Source organism: Microtetraspora niveoalba (genome assembly GCF_001570405.1).
GTDB lineage: Bacteria > Actinomycetota > Actinomycetes > Streptosporangiales > Streptosporangiaceae > Microtetraspora > Microtetraspora niveoalba.
The window spans coordinates 1-19,957 of the sequence record NZ_BBYM01000008.1 but is presented as its reverse complement, the minus strand read 5'-3'; the positions used below and the strand labels follow the sequence as shown (position 1 = coordinate 19,957).

The 19,957-nt window shown below is 71.6% G+C and carries 17 protein-coding genes; 7 read left to right on the top strand and 10 right to left on the bottom strand.

Annotation, left to right across the window (positions count from 1 at the left end; translation table 11 throughout):
• Positions 1 to 80 precede the first annotated feature (80 nt).
• Complete coding sequence (locus tag AWQ70_RS08020) at positions 81 to 1,532, top strand: MFS transporter (protein WP_067172339.1); 1,452 nt, start codon at positions 81 to 83, stop codon at positions 1,530 to 1,532.
• 159 nt (positions 1,533 to 1,691) lie between these two features.
• Here AWQ70_RS08020 and AWQ70_RS08015 read toward each other — a convergent pair whose 3' ends face one another.
• The 4 genes from AWQ70_RS08015 to icmB all read right to left on the bottom strand — a co-directional run bounded on the left by AWQ70_RS08015 (position 1,692) and on the right by icmB (position 6,215).
• Positions 1,692 to 3,311: a cell division protein PerM gene (locus tag AWQ70_RS08015; RefSeq protein ID WP_067172338.1), complete on the bottom strand. Its 1,620-nt coding sequence runs from the start codon at positions 3,309 to 3,311 to the stop codon at positions 1,692 to 1,694.
• A gap of 280 nt (positions 3,312 to 3,591) precedes the next feature.
• Complete coding sequence (sucD, locus tag AWQ70_RS08010) at positions 3,592 to 4,467, bottom strand: succinate--CoA ligase subunit alpha (RefSeq protein ID WP_067172336.1); 876 nt, start codon at positions 4,465 to 4,467, stop codon at positions 3,592 to 3,594.
• On the bottom strand, positions 4,467 to 5,648 hold the full coding sequence (gene sucC, locus AWQ70_RS08005) for an ADP-forming succinate--CoA ligase subunit beta (RefSeq protein ID WP_067172335.1): 1,182 nt from the start codon (positions 5,646 to 5,648) through the stop codon (positions 4,467 to 4,469). Before sucC ends, sucD begins: the two co-directional genes overlap by 1 nt.
• Positions 5,649 to 5,816: 168 nt before the next feature.
• Positions 5,817 to 6,215: a coenzyme B12-dependent isobutyryl CoA mutase small subunit gene (gene icmB / locus AWQ70_RS08000; protein WP_067172333.1), complete on the bottom strand. Its 399-nt coding sequence runs from the start codon at positions 6,213 to 6,215 to the stop codon at positions 5,817 to 5,819.
• 354 nt (positions 6,216 to 6,569) lie between these two features.
• On the opposite strand from icmB, the gene AWQ70_RS07995 reads away from it, so the two are divergent.
• Complete coding sequence (locus AWQ70_RS07995; RefSeq protein ID WP_157529940.1) at positions 6,570 to 7,448, top strand: hypothetical protein; 879 nt, start codon at positions 6,570 to 6,572, stop codon at positions 7,446 to 7,448.
• A gap of 94 nt (positions 7,449 to 7,542) precedes the next feature.
• On the opposite strand, the gene pcrA is transcribed toward AWQ70_RS07995, so the two are convergent.
• Positions 7,543 to 9,801 carry a DNA helicase PcrA gene (pcrA, locus tag AWQ70_RS07990; RefSeq protein ID WP_373282311.1) on the bottom strand — a complete coding sequence of 753 codons (2,259 nt, stop codon included), beginning with the start codon at positions 9,799 to 9,801 and terminating at the stop codon, positions 7,543 to 7,545.
• 198 nt (positions 9,802 to 9,999) lie between these two features.
• On the opposite strand from pcrA, the gene AWQ70_RS07985 reads away from it, so the two are divergent.
• From AWQ70_RS07985 to AWQ70_RS07970, 4 genes are all read left to right on the top strand, one after another.
• Entirely contained in the window at positions 10,000 to 10,806 is an 807-nt protein-coding gene (locus tag AWQ70_RS07985; RefSeq protein WP_084516651.1) for an ABC transporter permease, read from the top strand.
• Positions 10,807 to 10,892: 86 nt separating this feature from the next.
• Complete coding sequence (locus AWQ70_RS07980) at positions 10,893 to 11,390, top strand: hypothetical protein (RefSeq protein WP_067172326.1); 498 nt, start codon at positions 10,893 to 10,895, stop codon at positions 11,388 to 11,390.
• Between the two features lie 264 nt (positions 11,391 to 11,654).
• Positions 11,655 to 12,779 (top strand): sensor histidine kinase, encoded by a 1,125-nt coding sequence (locus AWQ70_RS07975; RefSeq protein ID WP_157529939.1) that lies wholly within the window; start codon positions 11,655 to 11,657, stop codon positions 12,777 to 12,779.
• Between the two features lie 73 nt (positions 12,780 to 12,852).
• Complete coding sequence (locus tag AWQ70_RS07970) at positions 12,853 to 13,650, top strand: response regulator transcription factor (RefSeq protein ID WP_067172322.1); 798 nt, start codon at positions 12,853 to 12,855, stop codon at positions 13,648 to 13,650.
• Positions 13,651 to 13,778: 128 nt separating this feature from the next.
• On the opposite strand, the gene AWQ70_RS07965 is transcribed toward AWQ70_RS07970, so the two are convergent.
• The 5 genes from AWQ70_RS07965 to AWQ70_RS07945 all read right to left on the bottom strand — a co-directional run bounded on the left by AWQ70_RS07965 (position 13,779) and on the right by AWQ70_RS07945 (position 19,077).
• Entirely contained in the window at positions 13,779 to 14,477 is a 699-nt protein-coding gene (locus tag AWQ70_RS07965; protein ID WP_084516650.1) for a neutral zinc metallopeptidase, read from the bottom strand.
• A 188-nt stretch (positions 14,478 to 14,665) separates the two neighbouring features.
• Complete coding sequence (locus AWQ70_RS41930) at positions 14,666 to 15,406, bottom strand: CPBP family intramembrane glutamic endopeptidase (RefSeq protein WP_067172318.1); 741 nt, start codon at positions 15,404 to 15,406, stop codon at positions 14,666 to 14,668.
• Positions 15,407 to 15,690: 284 nt separating this feature from the next.
• A complete protein-coding gene (locus AWQ70_RS07955; protein ID WP_067172316.1) occupies positions 15,691 to 17,148 on the bottom strand; it encodes a glutamate-cysteine ligase family protein in 1,458 nt (485 codons plus the stop codon).
• Between the two features lie 28 nt (positions 17,149 to 17,176).
• Entirely contained in the window at positions 17,177 to 17,815 is a 639-nt protein-coding gene (locus AWQ70_RS07950; RefSeq protein ID WP_067172313.1) for a response regulator, read from the bottom strand.
• Positions 17,816 to 17,892: 77 nt separating this feature from the next.
• A complete protein-coding gene (locus AWQ70_RS07945) occupies positions 17,893 to 19,077 on the bottom strand; it encodes an ATP-binding protein (RefSeq protein WP_067172685.1) in 1,185 nt (394 codons plus the stop codon).
• 133 nt (positions 19,078 to 19,210) lie between these two features.
• Here AWQ70_RS07945 and AWQ70_RS07940 point away from each other — a divergent pair.
• Positions 19,211 to 19,957 (top strand): PspC domain-containing protein (locus AWQ70_RS07940; RefSeq protein ID WP_169808633.1); only part of this gene is annotated, 747 nt, incomplete at its 3' end.

The following is a 19,957-nucleotide window of genomic DNA, read 5'->3' as shown; positions in this document are numbered from 1 at the left end:
GCGTGAACGGGCGCTGCCCGAACTTCGCGCCCTCCTGGAATCCGCCTCGAAGGAGGGTGGGCCCGAAAGGAAACTCGGTCATGTCCAGACCTGGATCAGGTGCGTCCGGCACGATTCGCGCGGTCGCTCCCACCGGTGCCCCGCAGCGGCTGACCGGTCGCCTGCGGCTGGTGCTCGCGGTCCTTCTCGTCGCACAGTTCATGCTGGCCGTCGACTTCTCGATCCTGAACGTGGGGCTGCCCGCGATCGGCGACGGTCTCGGCTTCTCCCTCGCCGACCTCCAGTGGGTCTCCACCGCCTTCGCGCTCTGCGCGGCGGGCTTCACGCTCTTCTTCGGCCGCATCGGGGACCTGGTCGGCCGCAAGCGGATCTTCCTGCTGGGCCTGGCCGTGCTCGGCCTGGCGTCGCTGGCGGGCGGTCTGGCCACCGGCCCGGGCGTGCTGCTCGCCGCGCGTGTGGCACAGGGCCTGGCCACCGCGGCGGTCACCCCGGCCGGCCTGTCCCTGCTCACCACCTCCTTCCCCGAAGGGCCGCTGCGGCAGAAGGCGCTCGGGCTCAACGGCGCGCTGATGTCCGCCGGATTCACCACCGGCGCGATCCTCGGCGGCGTCCTGACCGACCTGCTGTCCTGGCGGTGGGCCTTCTTCATCAACGTCCCCGTCGCGCTGGCCGTCCTGCTGATCGCCCCCGCGGTGATCAACGAGTCGCGCCCCGGGGACCGCCCCAAGCTGGACCTTCCCGGCGCCCTCTCGGTCACCCTCGGACTGCTCGGCCTCGTCTACGGGCTCACGCAGGCCGGCGAGTACGGCTGGACCGACCCGCACGCCCTGGCCGGGCTGCTCACCGGCGTCGTCCTGCTGGCCGTCTTCTCCGCCGTGGAGCGGAAGGTCGCCCAGCCGCTGGTCCCGCTGCGCGTACTGCGCCGCCGGAACGTGGCCTGGGGGAACGTGCTGGGACTGCTCGCCTTCGTCACCGAGACGTCCCTGGTCTACCTGCTCACCCTGTATCTGCAGAAGACGCTCGGCTTCTCACCGCTGGCGGCCGGGATCTCCTTCGGCGTCCTGGGCCTGGGCACCGTCGCCGGCGGCCTGCTGGCGCCGAAGGTGATCGCGAGGACCTCGACGCTGACCGCGCTGGTGGCGGGCGGCCTGATCCAGGCCGTCTTCACCGCCGCCCTGCTCCTCCTCGGCACGAGCACGGCCGCGTCGATGGCACTGCTGCTGCCCGCCACGTTCTTCGGCGGCGTCGGGAACATGCTCGTCATCGTCGGCTTCATGGTCACCGCCACCAGCGGACTTCCCGACCACGAGCAGGGCCTCGCCACCGGGCTGGCCACCATGTCCCAGCAGGTCGGCATCACGATGGGCACCCCGATCATGTCCGCCGTCGTCACCGCCGCCACCGCCGGCGCCGCGACCGCGGGTGCGATCCTGCACGGCGTCACCGTGGCCATAGTGGTCAACGCCGCCCTCGTCCTCCTCGGCGTCCTCGTCGCCGCCCTCACCCTCCGCACCAGGCAGCGCGAGGTCTAGGGAGTGTTTCGTGGATCTTTGCCGTAGCGAGGATCGGCCAGATGGATGCCTCGCAAGGCGGAGGAGGAGGCCGTAGCGGAGCCTACGGCCGACGACGACAACGCCGCGAGGGGCCATCTGGGCGACCGCAGTAGGCCAAGAAGATCCGCGAAACACGACCTAGCGGTCGGAGTCGCGTTCCCAGGCGTAGGGGTCGACGTAGATGACGTGGCCGCCGCGGTCGTCGGACTCGTCCACGATGTCGTTGCGCGGCGGCCGTACCGGCTCGGACCGGGCCGCCCGGATCTTGGCGAACGTCTCGGCCGCGGCGGCGGCGTGGTCGTCGGTCCAGTCATCCTTGATCACGGGGATGGGCTGGGTGTCGGCCTCGGTGGCGTCCAGCCAGTGGCCGGGAAGCGCTCGTGTGGCCTGGTCCTTCTCCCCGCGGCGGACCCGCCCGGCCGCCTTGGCGATCACCGCGCCGGCCTTGCGCACCGGGTCCGGGGCCGCCGGACGGCGTGAGATCAGCAGCCAGTTCGTGATGCCGGCGGAGATGCCGGCGGCCACGCCGACCTCCAGCGCGACCGACAGCGCCACCTCCCAGGGCGAGGGGCCCACGGCGGACAGGCGGGCTCCGCCGAGCGGGCCGCCCGAGAGCGCCGCGAGCAGGCCCGCCGCCGCCCCGGAGGTCAGGCCGCAGCCGAACCCCCACAGCGGGGCCGCCTCGATCGTCGGGGTGGGGGCGACGCGGGCCACGACGACCCCGGCGACCGCTCCGGCCAGGAACGGCAGCGCGATCACCCCCATGACCCAGGTGGGGGGGACGCCGGACTCCGGCAACGCCCCGAGCAGCGGAACGGTGGGGACGGCGCTCAGCTTCACCCCCGTGGGCGCGACCAGGGTGCCGGTGCCGATGGCGAACCCCGGCCCCGCGATGTACGCCATGCCCCAGATCGCGGCGTTGACCAGATAGAGGGCCTCGACGAGCAGCAGCAGGAGCCCGCCGACGAACCCGGGGTTGAGCATCTCCGACAGCCGCTGGATCTCGGGGAACTTCACCGCGACCGCCACGAGGACCAGCAGCAGCCCGGCCGTCAGCATGATCGACAGGGCGACGGCCGTACCGGCGACGACGGAGCGGGTGCGGTCCGGGAGCAGCCGGAGCATCGACTTCCACGGGCCGATCGTGCGGGCGGTGGCCAGGGATCCGGCCAGGAACGCCAGCACGAGGTGGCTGGCCAGCGCCTCGCCGAGGAACGGCTGGGTGACCTCGTTCTGCGCGACGAGGGAGATCATCCCGGCGAGCAGCGCGTACGGCGCGGCCAGCGAGATGCCGGCCTGGGCGACGAGCATGAGCTGGGCCCGTCGCCGGGCGTTCTCGACGTCGCGGGGCGTCCCCTTGGGCAGGCGGGCGGGCAGCCGGAGCCGCAGGTCGGCGTCGCGGGCCATCCACAGCCCGGCCCGGTACAGCAGGACGCCCGGCAGGATGGTCAGGCCGAGCGGCAGCAGGCCTACCCGGCCGCCGGGCATGGCGAACCCGGCGTGGTGGGCGGCCAGCCAGAGCTGGCAGGCGGCGCGGAAGACCCCCGGCAGCCCCTGCCCGAACGCACCGCGTGGGGCGGCGGCCCAGCCGATCAGGGTGAGAGTGGTCAGCACCGCGAGGCCGACGCCGAGCGTGCCCGCGCCGGCGAGCATGCCCGACACAGGGAGCGGCCTGCGGGTCTCGTCGTCGTCGCCTTTGGGAAGGCGGCTGAGAACGGCACGGGGGGCTGTCCGTAGCTGATCGAAGAGAGCCGTCACGCTACCCCATGGTCCCAGCCGGCATGGGTTTCGCGACGTCGCCACGCCCAGACCCGCCCGATTTGCCATGATCATCCCTGCGATGGGCGGCTGCGCCGGCACACCCGGGGCCCGGCCGCCGCCCGCGCTCGTGCGGGCCGGTGAACGACCGTGACCCCGCACTCACATGGAGTGCGGGGTCACGATGGGCGATCCGGTGCCCGGTCCCGCGCGACGACGTCGGCGGCGTCCGGGCGATCGGCCCGATCCGGCGCTCACGCGCCCGGATCGGGCAGGGGGATCAACGGGACTGCATGATCTCGCGCATGAGACGGGCGGTCTCGCTGGGGGTCTTGCCGACGCGGACGCCGACCTTCTCCAGCGCTTCCTTCTTGGCCTGCGCGGTGCCGGCGGAACCGGAGACGATCGCGCCCGCGTGGCCCATGGTCTTGCCCTCGGGAGCGGTGAAGCCCGCGACGTAGGCGACGACCGGCTTGGTGACGTGCTCCTCGATGTAGGCCGCGGCCCGCTCCTCGGCGTCGCCGCCGATCTCGCCGATCATCACGATCGCCTCGGTGTCGGGGTCGTCCTGGAACGCCTGGAGAGCGTCGATGTGCGTGGTGCCGATGACCGGGTCGCCGCCGATGCCGACGCAGGTGGAGAAGCCGAAGTCACGCAGCTCGTACATGAGCTGGTACGTCAGCGTGCCGGACTTCGAGACCAGGCCGACGCGGCCGGGGGTGGTGATGTCCGCCGGGATGATGCCCGCGTTGGAGGCGCCGGGCGAGGCGATGCCGGGGCAGTTCGGCCCGATGATGCGGGTCTTGTTGCCCTTGGCGCCCGCGTAGGCCCAGAACTCGGTGGTGTCGTGGACCGGGACACCCTCGGTGATGACCACGCAGAGCGGGATCTCGGCGTCGATGGCCTCCTTGACGGCGTCCTTGGTGAACGCCGGGGGCACGAAGACGACCGACACGTCGGCGCCGGTCTGCTCCATGGCCTCCTTGACCGTGCCGAACACGGGCAGGCCCTCGTGAACGGTGCCGGCCTTGCGGGCGTTGACGCCGCCGACGACCTTGGCACCGGCGGCGAGCATGCGGCGGGTGTGTTTGGTGCCCTCCCCGCCGGTCATGCCCTGCACGATGATCTTGCTGTTCTCGGTCAGCCAGATAGCCATTACGCACCTACCGCAGCGAGCTCGGCGGCGCGCTTGGCCGCGTCGTCCATGGTGTCCACCAGCTCGACGCGCGGCAGCGCGGCGTCGGCCAGGATCTGCCGCCCCAGGGCGGCGTTGTTGCCGTCCAGGCGCACCACCAGCGGGTGGGTCACGGCCTCGCCGCGGCTCTCCAGGAGCTGGAACGCGGAGACGATGCCGTTCGCGACCGCGTCGCACGCGGTGATGCCGCCGAAGACGTTCACGAAGACCGACTTCACCGACGGGTCGGAGAGGATGATCTCCAGGCCGTTCGCCATGACCTCGGCCGAGGCGCCGCCGCCGATGTCGAGGAAGTTGGCCGGCTTCGGCTGGCCGGGGAACGCCTCGCCGGCGTAGGCGACGACGTCGAGCGTGGACATGACCAGGCCCGCGCCGTTGCCGATGATGCCGACCGTTCCGTCGAGCTTGACGTAGTTGAGGTGCTTCTCCTTGGCCCGCGCCTCCAGCGGGTCCTCGGCGGCCTTGTCGACGTACGCCGCGTGCTCCGCCTGGCGGAAGTTCGCGTTGTCGTCGAGGGTGACCTTGCCGTCGAGGGCCTTCACCTGGCCGTCGGCCGACAGGATCATGGGGTTGACCTCGACGAGCGTGGCGTCCTCGTCGACGAAAACGGCCCAGAGCTTCTCCACGAGGGCGGCGGCGCCGTCCAGCGCCTTCTCGGGGAGGCCGCCGGCCTGCGCGATCTCACGCGCCTTGGCGAGGTCGACGCCGTCGATCGGGTTGACCGGAACCTTGGCCACCTTCTCGGGCGCCGTGTGCGCGACCTCTTCGATGTCCATGCCGCCCGCGGCCGAGCAGATGGCCAGGAACGTACGGTTCGCACGGTCGAGGAGGAAGGAGAAGTAGTACTCCTCGGCGATCTGGCTGGCCTCCTCGATCAGGACCTTGTGGACCGTGTGGCCCTTGATGTCCATCCCGAGGATCTGCGTCGCCTTGTCGTGAGCGTCACTCGCGTCGTCGGCCACCTTGACGCCGCCGGCCTTGCCGCGGCCCCCGGTCTTGACCTGGGCCTTGACGACGACGCGGCCGGTGAGCTGCTCGGCAGCCGCGCGCGCCTCCTCCGCGGTGTGCGCGACGACGCCGCGCGGCACCGGGATGCCGTACTCCGCGAAGAGCTCCTTCGCCTGATGTTCGAACAGGTCCACGAGGGTCCGTCCTTCGGCTGATCTTCTAAATGTCGAGGGCCAGGCGGATTGACCTGCCTGGCATTTCCGCGCATGAAGCCTAGCCCTAGCGAGGACGTGAACACGTCGTGGGGTGCCGATAAGCCCTTGCCAAGGACCACGAGATACGGCAAAGTTACGCAAAAGATCCTAAATCCCTGTCGGGATCCGGGAGCGCACCCAATCGACGATCTCCTCCGTCGTCGCCCCCGGAGTGAAGATCCCGGCCACGCCCATTTCCTTGAGTTCGGGAATGTCGGCCTCGGGGATGATGCCGCCGCCGAAAACCACGATGTCCTCGGCGTCCTGCTCCTTGAGGACCTCCATCACCCGAGCGAAGAGGGTCATGTGCGCGCCGGAGAGGATCGACAACCCGATCGCCCCGGCGTCCTCCTGGATCGCGGTCTGCACGATCTGCTCGGGGGTCTGGTGCAGGCCGGTGTAGACGACCTCCATGCCCGCGTCGCGCAGCGCCCGCGCGACCACCTTGATCCCGCGGTCGTGCCCGTCCAGCCCCGGCTTGGCAAGAACGATCCGAATCGCCCCCATGGCGACCTCCTCGCAACGCGACCGGTTTCACATCCTCTCCGACTCGCGCCCCGCCGTCCACGAGGCAGAAGCGCGCCCTCTCAAGGATCTCCCCGCTCGTACGGCCGCCGGCCGCGGCCTACCTCCACCGGTCCCGCAGTCCCGCAGTCCCGCAGTCCCGCAGTCCCGCAGTCCTGCAGTCCCGCAGCGAGGAACGATCCACGACGCTCCCGAAAACCACTGAGGAAATCCACAGGAAATGTCGAATTTCGTGACTTTCCCGTGATCATCAGGCGGGAGGATGCACCATGATCACCTCTTTTTGATCACCTTCTCCGCGAGAGGGGAAGGCAGCTAACAGGAGGAACCCCCCTTATGAGGCGAATTATCGCCACTGTGGCGACCGCGGGCACCGCGGCCCTACTGGCCCCCGCGATCGCCGCTCCCGCGTACGCCCAGGCGCCCGCCGCGAACCCCGTATCGGCGCTCGCCAAGCAGATCAAGCCCATGCGCGGCGTCCACGTGACCTCGGCCGCCAAGGTCTCCGCCGAGGGCATGTCCCTCTTCAAGTTCCGCTCCGAAGGCGACCTCCAGTTCGGCAGGTCGGGCGTCGCCGCCTCCGACCTGACCTCCAAGTCCGACTTCGACGGGCTGTTCGGCGGCGACGACGACCTCGCCGGCATGAAGAACCCGCTCCGGACGATCAACATCAACGGGACCTCCTACCTGTCGGGCGGCGTCTACGACGACATGCTCCCCGCGGGCAAGAGCTGGCTCCGCATGCCCGGAGGCAACCCGGCCAGCCTGGACGGCACCCTCGGGATCAACCCGTTCGACACCGGAACCCTCAAGGCCGTGCTCGCGACCGCCAAGGGCAAGAGCAACGGCGGCACCGTGGACGGGATCCGTACGACGGTCTACCGCGGGTCGATCACGCTCCGGCAGCTCTACGCGTCGTCCCCGGCGACGAAGAAGCAGCTCAAGAACCTGAAGCCGGCCGACGCCAAGACGACGATCAACTGGAAGCTCTGGATCGGCGCCGACCAGCTCATCCGCCGCCTGACGACGTCGACGACCACGACGTTCAAGTACAAGAAGACGAGCATGGACATGTCCATGACCGGGGACACGAAGTTCAGCAAGTGGGGGCAGAAGACCTCCATCACCGCTCCCCCGGCCCGCGACGTGGCCTCGATGGCCGACATCGTCGGCGAGCTCCCCGAGGTCCCGGACGTCATCAACCTGGGCGACTGATCGGCACGCCGACCGGGCGCGGTGTCCGGGTCACCACGCCCGGCCGGCTCCGCCAGGCCCCGCCGAACGGCGGCGACCCGACGGAGCCGGCAGGTCAGATCTTCTCGACCTTGGCGTAGGCCAGCATCAGCGTCTTCTCACCGCCGGAGCCGAAGTCGATCTTGGCGCGGGTCTTCTCCGCCTGGCCCTCCACCGCGACGACCGTGCCGAGGCCGAAGCTGTCGTGGGTGACCCGGTCGCCCGGGGACAGGCTCGGGATCGCCTGGCCCGTCTTCTTGGGCGCGGAAGCCGTACGGGAGTCGCGGGATGTGGCCGCGCCCCAGGCGGACTTGGCCGGGTCGCTGCGCCAGTCGACGAGGTCGTTCGGCACCTCGGACAGGAACCGCGACGCCGGGTTGAACGACGGCGCCCCCCACGCCGAGCGCACCGCCGCGCGGGACAGGTACAGCCGCCGCTGCGCCCGCGTGATGCCGACGTAGGCGAGCCGGCGCTCCTCCTCCAGCTCCTTGGGGTCGCCCATGGAGCGCATGTGCGGGAAGACGCCGTCCTCCATCGCGGTGAGGAACACCACGGGGAACTCGAGGCCCTTCGCGGTGTGCAGGGTCATCAGCGTGACGACCCCGCCGTGGTCCTCGCCCTCGGGGATCTGGTCGGCGTCGGCGACCAGCGAGACCTGCTCAAGGAAGTCGACCAGCGTGCCCTCGGGGTTGCTCTCCTCGAACTCCGCGGCCACCGAGATCAGCTCGTTGAGGTTCTCCAGGCGGCTCTCGTCCTGCGGGTCGCCCGACGTCTCCAGCTCTGTGCGGTATCCGGTGGCGGTCAGCACCTCCTCGGCGAGCTCGGACAGCGGCAGCTCCTTGGCCCGCAGGTCGTCGAGCAGGGCGGTGAACTCCCTGATCGCGTTGAGTGAGCGGGTGGCCAGGCCGGGGGCCTCGTCGGCCCGCCGCAGGCCCTCCCAGAAGCTGATCCGCTCGCGGCTCGCGAACGCCTCGACCATCGCCTCGGCCCGGTCGCCGATGCCGCGCTTGGGCACGTTCAGCACCCGGCGCAGGGAGACCGTGTCGTGCGGGTTGGCCAGGACCCTCAGATACGCGAGCAGGTCCTTGACCTCCTTGCGCTCGTAGAAGCGCACCCCGCCGACCACCTTGTACGGCAGGCCGGTCCGGATGAAGACCTCCTCGAAGACCCGCGAGGCCGCGTTGGTGCGGTAGAAGACGGCCACCTGGCCGGGGGTGACGCCCTCCTCGTCGGCGAGCCGGTCGACCTCCTGCGCGACGAACATGGCCTCGTCGTGCTCGTTGTCCGCGACGTACCCGGTGATCTTGGAGCCGGCGCCCTGGTCGGACCAGAGGTTCTTGGGCTTGCGGCTCTCGTTGCGCGAGATCACCGCGTTCGCCGCGTTGAGGATGGTCTGGGTGGAGCGGTAGTTCTGCTCCAGCAGGATGGTCTTCGCGTCGGGGTAGTCCCGCTCGAACTCGAGGATGTTGCGGATCGACGCGCCGCGGAAGGCGTAGATCGACTGGTCGGCGTCGCCCACCACGACCAGCTCGGCGGGCTCGACCCGCTCCTCGCCCCCCTCGGACGGGCGGACCAGGTCGCCGTCGGCCGTCCGGAGCGCGGGCCGCCCGACCAGCTCGCGGACCAGCACGTACTGCGCGTGGTTGGTGTCCTGGTACTCGTCGACCATCACGTGCCGGAACCGGCGGCGGTAGTGTTCGGCGACCTCGGGGAAGAGCTGGAACAACGTGACCGTCAGCATGATCAGGTCGTCGAAGTCCATCGCGCCGGCCTCGGTCAGCCGCGTCTGGTAGGTGCGGTACGCCTCGGCGAGCGTGCGCTCCAGATGCGTCTGCGCCTGCTCCGCCGCCGTCTCGTAGTCGATCAGCTCGTTCTTGAAGTTGCTGACCTGCGCCGAGAACGTCTTGGGCGGGTAACGCTTGGGGTCCAGGTCGAGCTCGCGGCAGACCATCGCCATGAGGCGCTGCGCGTCGGCCTGGTCGTAGATCGAGAAGTTGCTCGTGAACCCGAGCCGCTTGGCCTCGCGCCGCAGGATGCGTACGCACGCGCTGTGGAAGGTCATCACCCACATGGCCTTGGACCGGGGACCGATGAGCCGGTCGACCCGCTCCTTCATCTCCCTGGCGGCCTTGTTGGTGAAGGTGATCGCCAGGATCTCGCCCGGCTGCACGCCCCGCTCGGACAGCAGGTACGCGACGCGATGGGTGAGCACCCGCGTCTTTCCCGAGCCGGCCCCGGCGACGATGAGCAGGGGACCGCCCTGGTGGAGAACGGCCTCCCGCTGGTTGGGGTTGAGACCGTCGAGCAAAGGATGGGTGATGGCTCGGGTGGACACGTCCCTAGGGTATGGCCGCCCACCGACATCCGGCACCTCGTCCCGGATCCCGCCCACTTCCCGGGGCCCCGCGGGAAGGGGGCCGGCGACCGGACGCCGAACAGGGGCCGCGGGGTCACGCGCGGGTACCTCATGGTCGCGGGCCGCCCGGTCCGGCCGGACGGGGGCCGTGCCGGGAGCGGGGGCAGGATCGGGCGGATGAGAACCCTCCTGCCGGTCGGCACCCTGCCCGCCTGGTCGGGAGCCGTGGGAGGCAGGATCGGGCGAGTGAGAACCCTCCTGCCGGTCACTCCCCAGCTCGGCGTCGTGATGGCGCTGCTGGCCCTCGCCGCCGCCGCGGTCGCCCTGCTCGGACGCCTCGGGCACTCGGCGGCGATCCTGACCGCGTCCGTCCGCGCCGCGGTCCAGCTCGCCGTGGTGTCCTTCGCCATCGTCTGGGCGATCACGTATCTGCCCGCGGTGGCGGGGTTCCTCATCGTGATGTACCTCGTGGCGAGCGTCACCGCGGGACGGCGGATCACGAAGAGCGCGGCCGCCTGGTGGGCCGCGCTGCCCGTGGCCGCGGGGACGGCGCCGGTGCTCCTCCTGATGATCGCCGCCGGCGTGCTTCCCGTGGAGGGGATCGTGCTCGTGCCGATCACCGGGATCCTGCTCGGCGGCTGCCTCACCGCGACCTCGCTGGCCGGGCGCAGGGCGCTCGACGAGCTGCGGCAGCGACGCGGAGAGGTGGAGGCCGCGCTCTCCCTCGGCTTCTCCGCCCGCGACGCGGCCATGGAGATCTGCCGCCCCGCCGCCGCCCAGGCGCTCGTACCCGCGCTGGACCAGACCAGAACGGTGGGCCTGGTGACCCTGCCCGGCGCTTTCGTCGGCATGATGCTCGCCGGCGCGGGCCCGGTGCAGGCCGGAGCCGTCCAACTGGCCGTGCTGATCGCCCTGCTGGCCGCCGAGGCCGTGGCCGTCGTCGTGACGATCGAGCTCGCCGCGCGCGGCCGGTTCCCGCTCTGACCGTCCCTTCTCCACCCGAGGGTGGAGATCCGCTTCTCCACCCTCGCGCCGATCCGGGAGGGGCGGCTCGTCCCTAGTTTTGCGGCATGGAACCCCTGCAGATCGCCGTACTGAGCGTCGCCGTCGTCCTCTTCGTCGTCTATCGTCAGATGATGACGCGCCGCACCGAGAGGCGGGGCATCCTCGTCCTCGGCGGGTTGATGATGCTGGCCGGTCTCGCGGGCGGCGGCGTGGTCGACACCGGGCACGTGGCTCTCGGCACGCTCACGCTGGTCCTGGAACTCGCCTGCGCCGTCGCTTTCGGCTTCCTGCGCGCCGCGACCGTACGCGTGTGGCGGGACGAGACGGGCGTGACCTGGTCCAGGGGCACCGGATGGACCGCGGCGGTCTGGCTGGCCTCGCTCGCGTCGCGGATCGCGCTCCTCGGCGGCGGGTACGCCCTGGGTCTCGCCTCGGCGCCGACGTCCGTGCTGCTCTTCGTCGGCCTGACCATCGCGGTGCAGTCCGTCCTGGTGACCCGGCGCGCCCGCGCCCTGCCCGGCGTCGCCGTACGGCAGGCGGCGCACGGCCCGCTGACGTCGTGACGGGTGCCCCGAGCCCGCGCGAGCGGAGCGAGCGCCATCGATGACCACGGCGCACGGCCATCACGCGAGGGGCGCGGCGGTGTCTGGACTGAGGAACGCCCGGAGCGACGAAGGAGTGAGGAGCGTGACGAAGCCGAACCCGAAAACAGGAACGAGCGGGCGAGGAACGAGTCCCGAGTGACGAGGGAAGACATCGCCTGCAGGCGCCCCGAGCGCGCGCGAGTGGAGCGAGCGCCATCAACAATACGGCGCTAACGTCATGACGTGGCGACCCCCGGCGAGACGACGTCCTCCCCCGCTTTCTCCCCCGTTGTCCTGCGTGTGGGGCTGATCGTGCTGTTCGTCATCGGGCAGGCCGCGAGCCGGCCCGGGTTCGGCCTGTCGGGGCAGGGGCTCGCCGTCACCGGCCTCACGTTGGCCGTCGCCGCCACGGTGGCCGCCGGGATCCTTCCCCTTCCGAGAACCGGAACTCCGGGAAGGACCGTCCTCCGGGCTCCCATCAAGATCATCTTCCTCTGCCTCGCCGCCGTGGCGTCGATCCTCCTGATCGAGACGACGAACGCGAGCGGCCCGGCCGTCGCCTCGCTCCTCTTCGTCGTCGGAGCCGCCGCGGCGCGCCACCCGCCACGGCACTCGGCCCCGGTCGCGATCGTCGCGCTGGCGGCGCTGCTCCTGGGCGGGGTCGTGAACGATGACGTGGAGCGGGATCTGGGCCTCTGCCTCAGCGTCTGCTTCGCGTTCCTCCTCATGAACACGGTCGCGCTGCGCCGGGCCGCCAGGAGGGCCGAGGCGCGCGAGGCGGTGCTGGCCGAGCGCGCCCGGATCGCGAGGGAGATCCACGACATCCTCGCCCACTCACTGTCCGCTCAGATCGTGCATCTGGAGGGCGCGCGGCTGCTGCTTCGCGCCGACCGGGCCCACGACGCCCTCGAACGCGTGGAACGCGCCAGAGAGCTGGCCAAGAACGGGCTCGAAGAGGCCCGCAGGGCCGTCGCCGCACTGCGCGAGGACCTGCCGCCGCTGCCCGTCGCGTTGCGCGCCCTGGCCGACGAGTTCCGTACGGCGACGGGCCACGAGTGCGAGGTCGAGGTGTCCGGCCCGGAACGGCGGCTGCCTTCCGAGACCGAGCTCGCGGTGGTCCGCACCGCGCAGGAGGCGATCACGAACGTGCGCAGCCACGCGCCCGGCTCTCCCGCCCGCGTACGGCTCCGCTTCCAGGACGGCGCCTGCGAGCTGGAGGTGGCCAACCCCGCATCGGAGGTCCCGGGTACGCCTGGGGGAGGATACGGCCTCGTGGGAATGCGCGAACGGGCCGAACTCCTCGGCGGCACGCTGGAGGCGGGCGAGGCGGGCGACGGTTTCCTGGTGCGGCTGCGGGTGCCGTCGTGACCGTCCGTATGTCCCGCACGCCGGCCCGCGTCCGCGTCTCCCGGTCCTCGGCTCGAGCGAAGGAGGGCCGCGCATGACGGCGCGCGTTCTGGTGGCGGACGACCAGTCGGTGGTCCGCGAAGGGCTGGTGCTCCTGCTCGGCCTCCTGCCCGGGATCGAGGTCGTCGGGTCCGCGGGCGACGGGGAGGCCGCGCTGCGGCTGGTCGCCGAGCGGCGCCCGGACGTGGTGCTGATGGACCTGCGCATGCCCCGGATGGACGGCGTCGAGGCCACACGACGGATCCGCGCCGAGTTCCCGGGCACCCAGGTCGTCGTCCTGACCACGTACGCGGACGACGAGTCGGTCTTCGCCGCGCTCCGGGCGGGGGCGCGCGGCTTCCTGACCAAGAGCGCCGACGCAGACGAGATCGCCCGGGCCGTGGCCGCGGTCATGAACGGCGACGCCCAGCTCGATCCGGGCGTGCAGCGGCGCCTGATCAGCACGGTGACGTCCCTTCAGGCCGACCCCGCGCCGTCCCCGTCCGCGCCGTCCCCGGCTGTGCCTTCCCCGTCCGCGGCTTCCACGCCCACGCCGTCCCCGTCCGCGGCTTCCATGCCCTCGGCGTCCGTCCGGCCTCCCGCGTCCGCCGCGCCTCCTGTACGCGCCGTGCCTCCTGCGCCCGCCGGCCTGACACCGCGCGAGCTGGAGGTGCTGCGGCTCATCGCGGGCGGCCTGTCGAACGCGGAGATCGCGGCCGCGCTGTATGTCAGCGAGGCGACCGTGAAGACCCACATCAACAACCTCTTCGCGAAGGCCGGACTCCGGGATCGGGCGCAGGCGGTGGCCTACGCCTATCGCAACGGGATCGCCGACCCCGCCACGGACGTCTGACCACGGCTTTCGCCGCCCACCCCGCCGGACGGCGAACTCCCGGCGGAACCGGACGGGCGTCCGGCGAACACGGACGCTCACCGGCCCACGTAAGCGGGAAGCCCCAAGTGGGCGGCCGCCCGGCCCGGTCAGCAGGCATCGACTCCCTTGTCGAAGCCCGTCGCGAACGCCTCCTGGCGCTTCTCGGGCGTGCCGTGGGCATCCGGCTCCCACCAGGCGTCCGTGGGGTCGCCCACCGCTTCGAGGTTGGCGAACAGCTCCTCGTCGTCGCCCTCCTCGGCCTGGATCTGCTCGTCCGCGATCAGGCCCCCGAGCGTCGCGCCCGCGTAGCAGTCGGCCTGGAGCTCCTGCTCCACGTTGTACTCGAACCCGCTCTCAAGCTGCGCCTGTACAGCATGGCCGAACTCATGGGGGATGACGACGTAGACCGCGCCGTCCCCCATCTGGTCGTACATCGAACGCATCCACTCGGCGTCGTAGGCGATGAAGTGCCCGTCCGAGCAGTAGAACGCGTTCTCCGGCTCGGCCTTCTCACCCCCGCAGGACGGACCGTTCGTCCCGTCGTACGCGACGAAGCGCTTGATCGGTTGGTACGTTCCACCGGCCGCCGTGAACTGCTTCGCCCAGAACCGCTCCGTGAGGCATCGGGCCAGCTTGACGTCACTAGCGAAGTCGTTCCCGGCCTCGTCGCAGCCCGGCGGGACGGCCTTCGCGGTGGCTTTCTTCTGCTCCTTCCCCGGGGCCTCGGCGGAGTCATCCGTCGCGCCGCAGCCCGCGACGAGGGCCGCGGAGAGCGTGAGGGCGAGCAACATTCGGGGGGAAATCATTACTTGTCCACCTAAAACGTGAATGATCGACGAGGTCGATCATCGCGCAAGCGGTGGCGTGTTCCGAAGCCGGGGCGGCCCGTGATTACGCGATCACAACCCCGTCGGATCCCCCGGCCCTTCCTCCCTCCCGGCCCCGGGTCACGGCCCGGTCGCATCCCCCGGCCATGCCTCCCTCCGGGTCCCGGTCACGGCGTCGGACGAGAGGAGCGTGCGCGCCGGGCCTCGTCGAGACGGCGGGCGGCACGCGCGGCGACATAACCGAAGGAATTGGTCGCCACATGGGTCAGCGCGGGGGCGAGCAGACCGCCCCGGCGGCGCAACTCCTGGAAGAGCAGGCCGGCCAGCGTGGTGGACACCACGGTTCCCGCCACCACGCGGCCCGCCGACACCACCGGGGAGCCGGACGCCAGATGGCCGAGCGCCGGGTTGGCCCGCGCCATGTCCATCGCCGGAAGCACATGCCACAGCCCGAAGAGCAGCGCCGCCGCGCCCTCGGCCGTACGCGCCGGGAGGGAGCGGCCGAGCAACTCGGGCAGGACGCCGCGGAAGGCGACCTCCTCCAGCAGGACAGTCCCCACCGGCACCTGGACGAGCGCCTCCTCCAGGAGCCGGGCGCGGGACAGGGCGAGCGAGCGCTCGTCGAGGAAGACCGGGCGGGTACGGGGGCAGGCGACCCCGGCGGCGTACACGGCGGCCACACCGGCGGCGAGCGCCCCTCCGAGGCGGGCGCCGCGCCCCTCGCCGGAGAAGCCCAGCTCCGCCCAGGCCAGGCCCTCACGGCGGGCGACGGCGAGCAGGGCGGCGGTCGCGGCGGCCGACGTGAGCGGCGCCCAGCGCCGCGCGATCCGGTTGTTCGACACGTTGGCCAGCGCCAGCACACCGAGCGCGCCGGCCAGCGGGCCCACACGTGATCTCGCACGCCCCATAGGGAGTCTCCACCGCCCTCTCGAAGCCGTCCGGACCCGGTCCCGGGTAGCGGTTACCGGTTGCCGGTCTCCCCGCTTCCCATGCTCCGGCCGGCCCCGCCGGGGCCGGAGCGAGCCGGCCCCATCCTGCCCCTCTCAGCCGGCTCCGAACATCTTGACCGCCTCGCGGCCGTGCCGCTGGTTGGCGGCGACGTAGGGGCGTACACCGTGCTCGTACGCGCCACGCGCTGGTCCAGGCCGTCGCGGATCACGGCCCGGGTCGCGCCTGAAGGCCAGTACGGGCTCTAGTCCCAGATATGGACCGGCTCGTTGGCGTGCATGTGCTCGATGTAGCGCAGGGTCATCCGGCGCAGCGCCTCGTGGTCCCCGCCGAGTGCCCGCGCGGTCTCCACCTGCCAGGTCGCGCCGTTGCGCGAGGTCAGGCAGCGCTGCTCGATGATCCCGAGCAGCCGGTCCCGGTACGACGCGCCGACGCCGGAGAGTTCGAGCCCCTGGTCGGCGAGCGGCAGCAGGCGGCGGCAGATGAGCTCGGCGGCGGACACCTCGCCGAGGTCCGGCCAGTACAGGCGGGCGTCGAGGCCGTACCTGGCGGCGTTGCGGAAGTTCTCCTCGGCGGCGGCGAAGGACATCCGGGTCCACACGGGCCGCTCGGCGGCGGTCAACACCCGCAGCAGGCCGTAGTAGAAGGCGGCGTTCGCCGTGATGTCCGCGACCGAGGGCCCGGCGGGCAGCACCCGGTTCTCCACCCGCAGGTGCGGCGTGCCGTCCACGACCGCGTAGACGGGCCGGTTCCAGCGGTAGATCGTGCCGTTGTGCAGGGTCAACTCGCCCAGCTCGGGCACGCCGCCGACTTCGAGCACCTCGCGCGGGTCCTCCTCGTCGCAGATCGGCAGCAGCGCCGGAAAGTAGCGGACGTTCTCCTCGAACAGGTCGAAGACCGAGGTGATCCAGCGTTCGCCGAACCACACGCGCGGCCGTACGCCCTGGGCCTTCAGCTCGTCGGACCTGGTGTCCGTCGCCTGTTCGAACAGACTGATCCGCGTCTCACGCCACAGCTCCTTGCCGAAGAGGAACGGCGAGTTCGCCGCGACGGCGACCTGCGGCCCGGCGATGGCCTGCGCCGCGTTCCAGTGTGCCGCGAACTCGGCGGGGCCGACGTCCACGTGGAGCTGCAGGCTGGTGCAGGCCGCCTCCGGCGTGACGCTCGTGGCGTACGTGTCGAGCCGTTCGACACCCTCGATCTCGATGTGCAGGTCCTCACCGCGGGCGGCCAGGATCTGCTCGTTGAGCAGGCGGTAGCGGGCGTTCGACGACAGGGCCGACTCGCCGACGTCGCTCTCCCGCAGCGTCGGGAGGATGCCGACGAGCACCAGATGGCCTCCGACGGTCCTCGCCCGCTCCTCCGCCCGGTTGAGCCGCTCGCGGATGGTCTCCTCCAGCCGGAGGGACCCGTCCCGGTAGAGCCCCTGCGGCTGGATGTTCATCTCGACGTTGAACCGGCCCAGCTCGGTGCCCCAGTCGGGCTCCGCGATGGCGGCGAGGACCTCGTCGTTCTTCATCGCCGGCTCGCCCCGGGAGTCGACGAGATTCAGCTCGATCTCCAGGCCCGCGCGCGGGCGGCGCGGCTCGAAGTCCGACTCGCGCAACATCCGGGCGAGGACGTCGAGCGACCGCCGGATCTTGTCGCGGTACCGGCGGCGATCCTCCCGGGTGAACGCCATGGCGGGTACGTCACGCCCCATCGACCCAGCGTACGCACCCGGGAGCCGGTCAGACCAACCTGCGGGCGGTGGCCCAGCGGGACAGCTCGTGCCGGTTGGAGAGCTGGAGCTTGCGCAGCACGCTCGACACGTGCGTCTCCACCGTCTTCACCGAGATGAACAGCTCCTTGGCGATCTCCTTGTACGCGTACCCGCGCGCGATCAGGCGCAGCACCTCGCGCTCCCGCTGGGTGAGCGAGTCGAGCTCGGGGTCGATGGGCGGAGCCTCGGTGGAGGCGAACGCGTCCAGCACGAACCCGGCGAGCCGCGGCGAGAAGACCGCGTCCCCCTCCGACACGCGGACGATCGCGTCGGTCAGCTCGGCGCCGCTGATCGTCTTGGTGACGTAGCCGCGCGCTCCGCCGCGGATCACGCCGATGACGTCCTCCGCGGCGTCGGACACCGACAGCGCCAGGAACCGCACCTGCGACCCGGCGCCGAGGACCCGCCTGAGGACCTCCTGACCGCCGCCTCCGGGCATGTGCACGTCGAGCAGCACGACATCCGGCTTCAGCTCCGCGATGGACGCGACCGCGCTCTCGACGTCCTCGGCCTCGCCGACCACCTGGATGGACGGCCCCAGCTCCGCGCGGACGCCGGACCGGAACAACCGATGGTCGTCGACGATCAGCACGCGTACGGTCTTCATCTGCTCTCCACCATTCCTCGCTCGTCCCGCGCGGCCGGGCACCGCGCGGATTCGTTCGCCGCTCCCGGCGGCGTCGTTCAGGACGCCCTCTTCATCGTCAGCATGACCTCGGTCCCGTCGCCGGGCTCGGTCCTGATCCGGGCGCCGCCTCCGTTGCGCTCCATCCTGCCGATGATCGACTGGCGGATGCCCATGCGGTCGGCGGGAACGGCGTCCATGTCGAAGCCCTTGCCCCGGTCCCGGATGAACACGGTGACCTCGTCGGGCTCCACCTCGGCGTACACGGAGATCACCGGGGCGCCGGAGTATCGGGCCGCGTTGACCATCGCCTGCCGGGCGGCCTGCAGCAGCGCCCCCAGGCTCTCGTCCAGGTCGCAGTCGCCCACGCAGACGATCTCGATCGGCACGCCGTGGGCATCCTCCTCCTCGGCGGCGACCCTGCGCACGGCCGCGGCCAAAGTGGCGTCGGCATCCTGTTTGGGCTGGTAGAGCCAGTTGCGTAGCTCCCGCTCCTGGGAGCGGGCCAGCCGCGTCACCTCGCGGGAGTCGTGGGCGTTGCGCTGGATCAGCGTCAGCGTGTGCAGCACGGAGTCGTGGACGTGCGCGGCCACCTCGGCCCGCTCCTCCTGGCGGATGCGCTCGGTGCGCTCCCGCTGGAGCTCCTTGACCAGGGTGGCGAGCCACGGGGCGGCGATCATCAGCATGCCGCCCACGACGACGGCGGTGAACACCAGGCCGGTCTTGGCCTTGGCCAGCTCGCCGCTCGCGGCGAGGAACCCGATGGCGCCGACCACGATGAGCAACGCGCCGATGAGCGTCCTGACCCAGCTCGCGCTGACCTTGCGGACCGCGCCGGTCATCCAGCGCTGCCGCCTCCCGGGGTCGGCCTGCTGCCAGAGGATCAGCGCGCCGATCCCTCCGGCGGCGATCGGCCAGGTGCCGATGCCCCCGTCGGAAGCCCCGGTGATCCAGCCGAACCCGGCGACAGCCATCCAGAGCACGCCGTACGCGGCGAACTGCCCCCAGTCGCGGGCCGGCTCCGGACCTTTGACCTGCTCCTTGGGGGTGAACATCCACAGTGCCGCGTAGGCGACGACACCGAGGCCGTTGACGACGGTGAGCAGCACGAAGCTCAGGCGCAGCACGACGGGGTCGAGCCGCAACTGGGCGGCGGCGCCCTGCGCGACACCCGCGACGACACGGCCGGCGGCCGGCCGGACGAGGCGGGGAGCGGCATCGGGGACAGTAGGCGTTTCAGACATCTCGCGCAGCATCGTCACACGACACGCGCCATGGTCGCATCAGGGCGTGCCCTGAGGACACCCCTGAGGGGTCGGGGGCGAGTCAGGGGTTCCCCCGATGGCCGCAGGTACCGCGACCCGCCACGATGGGACCATGACCGAAGCACCGCCCACCTCCACCGAAGAACCCGCACCCGCCGACGAGCGGGTGCTGCAGCGATCCGGCGAGGGCCGGATGATCACCGGTGTGTGCGCGGGCCTCGGCCGCTACACCGGCATGGACCCCGTCCTGTTCCGGGTGGGTTTCGCGGTGCTCGTCCTTGGATCCGGCATCGGCGTCATGCTGTACATCGCCGCCTTCCTGCTGATGAAGGACGGCGAGGGCCGGCCCGGATACGTGGAGCAGTGGACCCGGCGCATCTTCGACACCGAGACCGTGCTGGCGCTGCTCGCCGCGGTCTTCGCGTTCGGCCTGATCATCAACGTCGCGTCGGGCGGCATCGGCATGGGCACGATCGTCGTCGGCACGCTGCTCGCGGTCGCGCTGCTCGCCGCGCACGCCCGGGGCGTCGATCTGCTCGCGCTGGCCAAGTCGCTCCCGGAGCGGATCCTCGGCCGGCGCGGCATGACCCCGGCCCACGAGAACGCCTTCCCCTGGCCCGGCACCCACGCCACCCCGTCCGGCCCGTACGGCATGCCGCCGCGGGCGCCGCACGGTGCGGGCCCGCACTCGCCCGGCCCGTACGCGGAGCCCCTGCACACGCCCTCGCCGTACGCGGGGAACCCGTACGGCGGGCCGCCGCACGCCCCGGCTCCGCAACCGCAGCCCCCGTACGGCCAGGCCGCGTTCGCCGGGCCGCCCGCCCCGGCCGCGGGACCCACGGCCGGCGCAACCGGGACG

What these genes read in the sequence shown, in the direction of transcription:
- AWQ70_RS07985 (WP_084516651.1), top strand. Translation starts at nt 10,000, where the DNA reads ATGAGAACCCTCCTGCCGGTCGGCACCCTGCCCGCCTGGTCGGGAGCC.
- AWQ70_RS08020 (WP_067172339.1), top strand. Translation starts at nt 81, where the DNA reads ATGTCCAGACCTGGATCAGGTGCGTCCGGCACGATTCGCGCGGTCGCT.
- AWQ70_RS07980 (WP_067172326.1), top strand. Translation starts at nt 10,893, where the DNA reads ATGGAACCCCTGCAGATCGCCGTACTGAGCGTCGCCGTCGTCCTCTTC.
- AWQ70_RS07945 (WP_067172685.1), bottom strand. Translation starts at nt 19,077, where the DNA reads ATGTCTGAAACGCCTACTGTCCCCGATGCCGCTCCCCGCCTCGTCCGG.
- AWQ70_RS07955 (WP_067172316.1), bottom strand. Translation starts at nt 17,148, where the DNA reads ATGGGGCGTGACGTACCCGCCATGGCGTTCACCCGGGAGGATCGCCGC.
- sucD (WP_067172336.1), bottom strand. Translation starts at nt 4,467, where the DNA reads ATGGCTATCTGGCTGACCGAGAACAGCAAGATCATCGTGCAGGGCATG.
- AWQ70_RS07995 (WP_157529940.1), top strand. Translation starts at nt 6,570, where the DNA reads ATGAGGCGAATTATCGCCACTGTGGCGACCGCGGGCACCGCGGCCCTA.
- AWQ70_RS07970 (WP_067172322.1), top strand. Translation starts at nt 12,853, where the DNA reads ATGACGGCGCGCGTTCTGGTGGCGGACGACCAGTCGGTGGTCCGCGAA.
- AWQ70_RS41930 (WP_067172318.1), bottom strand. Translation starts at nt 15,406, where the DNA reads ATGGGGCGTGCGAGATCACGTGTGGGCCCGCTGGCCGGCGCGCTCGGT.
- AWQ70_RS07965 (WP_084516650.1), bottom strand. Translation starts at nt 14,477, where the DNA reads ATGATTTCCCCCCGAATGTTGCTCGCCCTCACGCTCTCCGCGGCCCTC.
- AWQ70_RS07950 (WP_067172313.1), bottom strand. Translation starts at nt 17,815, where the DNA reads ATGAAGACCGTACGCGTGCTGATCGTCGACGACCATCGGTTGTTCCGG.
- icmB (WP_067172333.1), bottom strand. Translation starts at nt 6,215, where the DNA reads ATGGGGGCGATTCGGATCGTTCTTGCCAAGCCGGGGCTGGACGGGCAC.